Origin of the sequence: Megasphaera massiliensis, from assembly GCF_000455225.1 — a bacterium.
GTDB classification, from domain to species: Bacteria; Bacillota; Negativicutes; order Veillonellales; family Megasphaeraceae; genus Megasphaera; species Megasphaera massiliensis.
This window is the reverse complement of the sequence record NZ_HF954532.1, coordinates 106,707-111,223: the sequence shown is the minus strand read 5'-3', so window position 1 is coordinate 111,223 and position 4,517 is coordinate 106,707. Positions and strand designations below refer to the sequence as shown.

Genomic DNA, 4,517 nt, shown 5'->3' with positions numbered 1-4,517 from the left:
CGGCAGAAAGTCATGCCTATTTCTGACGCCGTTTCGTCGGTCAGTACCATCGGCTACGCCGGCATCCTTTTGGCGCCGGCCCTCCTTGGCTTTATCGGCCGGACCTATTCGCTGTACGCGTCTTTCAGCCTGGTCACGGTCCTCTTGGTCGTCATGGCGGCCATTTCCTTAAAAATCGTAAAAGAATAATCGCTGCCGCCGGAACGATGGGGGCATAAAAAAACTACGGCCTTATGAGCAATCCCTCATAAGGCCGTAGTTTTTTATGCGTCGATGACTTTTCCCGGATTTAAGATACCCTTCGGGTCGAGGGCCCGTTTGATGGTCTTCATGATGGTCAGTTCGCCCTTGGGCGTGAACTGTTCCATGTATTTCAGCTTTTTGGCGCCGATACCGTGTTCGCCGGCCAGGCGGCCGCCGACGCTGTAGGCATAGGCGTATACTTGTTGATGGAATTCTTCGACGTTTTTGTCCCACTCTTCGTCGCTCATATCCATCTTGCAGAGGACGATGTGCAGGTTGCCGTCGCCGATGTGAGCATTGATTTTAACTTCAAAGGGATAATTTTGACCGATGTCCATGATTTTTTCGATCGTTCCGGCAATCTTATGAACCGGTACGACGACGTCGTCGGTCAGGAATACCTTGCTCTGGAGTTCGACTGAGGTCTGGCAGTTGCGGCGCATATTCCAAATGCGGTCGTCGGCTTCGAGGACGTTTACAGCCCCCGATTCTTCACAGATCGTGCAGACTTTGTCCATTTTGGTGTCCAATTCGTCTTCCTGGAAGGTTTCGACGGTGATGATGACGTAAATGCCGTCGTCGTAATGGGGCATGTCCTTGTAATGGCAGTAATCGGCACAGCCGCGGACGTACGAGTTGTCCATGTATTCGACACTGGTCGGATCGATACCGGCTTTCATCAGCTTGGGGACCATGTGCAGGGCCTTGCGCGGATCGGTGTAGACGGCCAGGACGTCGAAGCGGTACGGCGGCAGGGGGATGAGCTTTACCGTCACCTTGGTGATGATGCCGAGCGTTCCTTCACTGCCGATGATGAGCTGTTCCAAGTCGTAGCCGGTCGAGCTCTTTTTGAGGATGCGGCCGCATTCGACGATGTCTCCTGTCGGGGTGACGACTTCCAGGCAGTAGACCTGGTCGCGGGTTACGCCGTAGCGGACGGCGCGGAGGCCGCCGGCATTGGTTGCCAGATTGCCGCCGATGAGGCTGCTTTCGGCGCTCGACGGGTCGCCGGCATACATGAGGCCGACTTTTTTTGCTTCGTTTTGAAGGTCGATCGTGCGGACGCCGGCTTCGACAGTCATGTACATGCCGTCTTCGTTCAGTTCGATGATTTTATTGAGGCGGTCCATACAAAGGACCAGGCCGCCGCAGACGGGAATGGCTCCGTCGGCAAGACTCGTGCCGCCGCTGCGGACAGTAATGGGAAAGTCATACTCATTTGCCAATTTGACGATGGCCGAGATTTCTTGGGCATTGGCCGGCAGGACTGCGGCGTCCGGCACGTGGAACATGGCCGGGTTCGTTTCGTAGTCCGTCTGGTACTGCAAGAGCAGGTCGCGGTCGGTCTTAACGTATGTCGGGCCGGTGATGGCCTTTAACTTTTCAATGATTTCGGGCGTAATAGGTTGAAAGTTTTTCACAAAAGGGAACCTCCTTTAATTTGTGTTGTCTTATTCTACCACGCCATCCGTCCTTAGGGAAGGTTTTTAGAATTTAAAGTCGATCGTTGCCGATACGCCGACGCCCTGGACGCGGCTCAGATTGCTGACGTCCGTCGATTCGATCGGGATCAGGGCGTTGGCACGGGCAATGCCGTTAAAGGACGCTTCGAGTTGGGCGACGGCCTTTACTTTATCGACCTGAGCCGTCGGTCCGACAACCTGGACGGCACCGATGTATTTGCCCGTGCCGACACTGACGATGGGAACGACTTTCGTCGCGTAATCCGTGCCGACGCCGTTCTTCATGAGCAGTTTATTGAGAAAATCGTTGATGGAGTCGCCGTATTTCGATACCAAAACGGTGATGCCGCCTACCTTTAAGATAGAGCCTAAATTGAAAGCCTGGACGGCGGTGCCGCCGGCAAAACCGAGCAGGGATGCAATGGTGACAGCTGCGATAACTTGTTTTTTCATAAGAAATACCTCCTAATGATGTTTTGAAATGGAACTGCCGCGAGCCAATGAGGCGGCTGCGGCGAAAAAGCAAAGGGCAGACAACAGGATGAAAGAGACGTGAAAGGCGCTGAGGACGCCGTCCTTGTAGACGGCAGCCTGTTCCGTTTCGGTCGTCATGATGAAGGTGACGGCAGCCATGCTGAAGGCTTGTCCCAAGTTGCGGGACAAGGCCAGGACGCTCGAGGCGATGCCGTGATGCATCTTTTTGACCGAGCCCATGATGGCACTGTTGTTGGGCGCTCCGAACAAGGCTGCGCCCAGGCCGATGAGGGCCAAAATCAGGCCTGCCTTACCGACGGAGATATCGGTGAAGACGGCGAAGGCCAATAGTCCCGGTGCGGTCAGGAACAGGCCCAGGGAGGCAATGCCTCGCGGTCCGTACTTGTCGGATAAATCGCCGGCCCGCGGCGAAAAAATCGCCATGACCAGGGGCTGGATCAATAAGACGGCGCCGGAGATCGCCGGCGTGAGGCCGAGGACGACCTGCAGGTAGAGGGACAAGAGAAACGACACGGCATAGGTCGCGCTGTACTGGATGAGGGCAGCCAGGTTGGACATGGAAAAGGTCAGGCTGCGAAATAAGTAGAGCGGCAGGAGCGGGTGAAAAGACCGGCCTTCGTGGACGACGAAGATGATCGAAAGGACGAGTCCTGCGTAAAAGAAAACACTATTGTCTGAAAAAGATGACAGGCCGTATAAGGTGCAGAGAATGGCGCTGACCGACAGGACCGAGCTGACGGCATTGACGAAAGGAGCCCCGTTTTCATACCATTCTTTTTGGACAGGACGGATGAAGAGGTATGAAAGGAGAACCAGTACGGCTGCCAAGAGAAAGATACAGCGCCAGCCGATGAACTCCGTCAAGGCGCCGCCGATGACAGGTCCCAAAGAGAGCCCGAGATACGTCAAAGCGACGGATTGACCGATGATGTGGCCCTGACGGGATTCATCGGTCGTGGCTAAGAGCAGGGGCATATAGGATACATAGATGCCGGCCAAGGCGATGCCCTGAAGGGCCCTCAGTCCGATAAGGATGGGAAGCGTCGGGGCCAAGGCAGCCCCGATGGATGACAAGGCCAGGACTATCAAGGCGGCAGAGTACGTTCTTCGCCTGCCGTGGACGTCTGATACCTTTCCTAAAGGAAGCAGAAACGCCGCCGTCGTCATCAGGAACAAGGTGACGACCCAGCTCATGCGGTCCGGTGTCGTGCTGAATTGGTCGGCCATGACCGGAATGGCGATGTTGATCGATGTAGACAGAAAAGGGCCGACAAAGCTTATCAGGCCAATTGAATAAAAAATACGCTTTTCCATCGTCATCGCTGCACCTCACTCATGTCACTGTCATAAATACATTATACCAGTATATGCGGGCAGGGTGAATTCTTTATTAAAAAAACGCAATGTATAAAACTGTTTTGTCCTTTTGAAAAATAAGTTTTTCTCGTGATAAGAGATGTAGAACTTGGAGATTTATGGTATAGTAAAAGAAAAATTGTTGAAAAAGGAGGGATTTACTATGGATTTAGGACTTCGAGGCAAGGTTGTCGTCGTCACCGGCGGTACGGCCGGCATCGGTCTGGCAACGGCCAAGGCCTTTTTACAGGAAGGAGCATCGGTTGCTGTCTGCGGCCGGCGTCGGGAACTTCTCGATGAAACCGTAAAAACACTGGGAGAGGCTGTCTTTGCCTGTCAGGCCGATATGACTGATGAAGCCGATGTTTCTTCCTTTGCCCATCAGGTCTATGCTCATTTCGGCCGGATCGACGTGTGGGTCAATAATGTCGGAGCCTCCATTGCCCGTCAGGGCGACTGGTATACGCCTTCCGAAATAGACGCTCACTACGCGGTCAACTTTAAGTCCGTCGTCATGGGCAGTCAAGCGGCCATTCCCTTTTTAGAGAAACAGGGAGGGGTCATCATCAACGTATCGTCCCTGGCCGCCCGGTGTGCGACTTCGGGCCGGGCGACGCTCTACGGGGCCATGAAGGCTGCCGTCGTAAACTATACCAATACCCTGGCCGGGGAAGTCGCCGCCAAGGGAATTCGCGTTCTGGCAATCATGCCGGGCTTCACCCTGACGCCTCTCGTTGCTGAAACCATCGATGCCGATGAACTTCAAAAGCAGGTCAAAGAATGTCTCCTGCGCCGGCCTGCCAGTCCCGAAGAGATTGCCGGGCCTATCGTTTTTCTGGCAAGTCAGCAGGCGTCGTATATGAATGCCGCCGTCATCGAGGTCTCGGGCGGCCGCAACGTGACCTTGAATCCCGGGTATTCCTACGGTGATTGATCTATTTTTTACGAAATATAAAAAAA

The 4,517-nt window shown here is 54.2% G+C and carries 4 protein-coding genes and 1 pseudogene; 2 read left to right on the top strand and 3 right to left on the bottom strand.

Annotation, left to right across the window (positions count from 1 at the left end; translation table 11 throughout):
• Positions 1 to 189, top strand: a pseudogene (locus TX77_RS00635) (MFS transporter); the annotation flags it as partial.
• 74 nt (positions 190 to 263) lie between these two features.
• Here TX77_RS00635 and TX77_RS00630 read toward each other — a convergent pair.
• The 3 genes from TX77_RS00630 to TX77_RS00620 all read right to left on the bottom strand — a co-directional run bounded on the left by TX77_RS00630 (position 264) and on the right by TX77_RS00620 (position 3,515).
• Positions 264 to 1,664, bottom strand: coding sequence for an FAD-binding oxidoreductase (locus TX77_RS00630; RefSeq protein ID WP_044502886.1), 1,401 nt, complete (start codon positions 1,662 to 1,664; stop codon positions 264 to 266).
• Between the two features lie 66 nt (positions 1,665 to 1,730).
• Positions 1,731 to 2,159, bottom strand: a complete 429-nt coding sequence (locus TX77_RS00625; protein WP_044502885.1) for a hypothetical protein — start codon at positions 2,157 to 2,159, stop codon at positions 1,731 to 1,733.
• Between the two features lie 12 nt (positions 2,160 to 2,171).
• Complete coding sequence (locus TX77_RS00620; protein WP_230197983.1) at positions 2,172 to 3,515, bottom strand: MFS transporter; 1,344 nt, start codon at positions 3,513 to 3,515, stop codon at positions 2,172 to 2,174.
• Between the two features lie 205 nt (positions 3,516 to 3,720).
• On the opposite strand from TX77_RS00620, the gene TX77_RS00615 reads away from it, so the two are divergent.
• Positions 3,721 to 4,491: an SDR family NAD(P)-dependent oxidoreductase gene (locus tag TX77_RS00615; protein WP_044502883.1), complete on the top strand. Its 771-nt coding sequence runs from the start codon at positions 3,721 to 3,723 to the stop codon at positions 4,489 to 4,491.
• The last annotated feature ends 26 nt before the right edge of the window (positions 4,492 to 4,517 follow it).

Coding starts and splice junctions, on each gene's coding strand:
- TX77_RS00615 (WP_044502883.1), top strand. CDS start 3,721: ATGGATTTAGGACTTCGAGGCAAGGTTGTCGTCGTCACCGGCGGTACG.
- TX77_RS00625 (WP_044502885.1), bottom strand. CDS start 2,159: ATGAAAAAACAAGTTATCGCAGCTGTCACCATTGCATCCCTGCTCGGT.
- TX77_RS00620 (WP_230197983.1), bottom strand. CDS start 3,515: ATGGAAAAGCGTATTTTTTATTCAATTGGCCTGATAAGCTTTGTCGGC.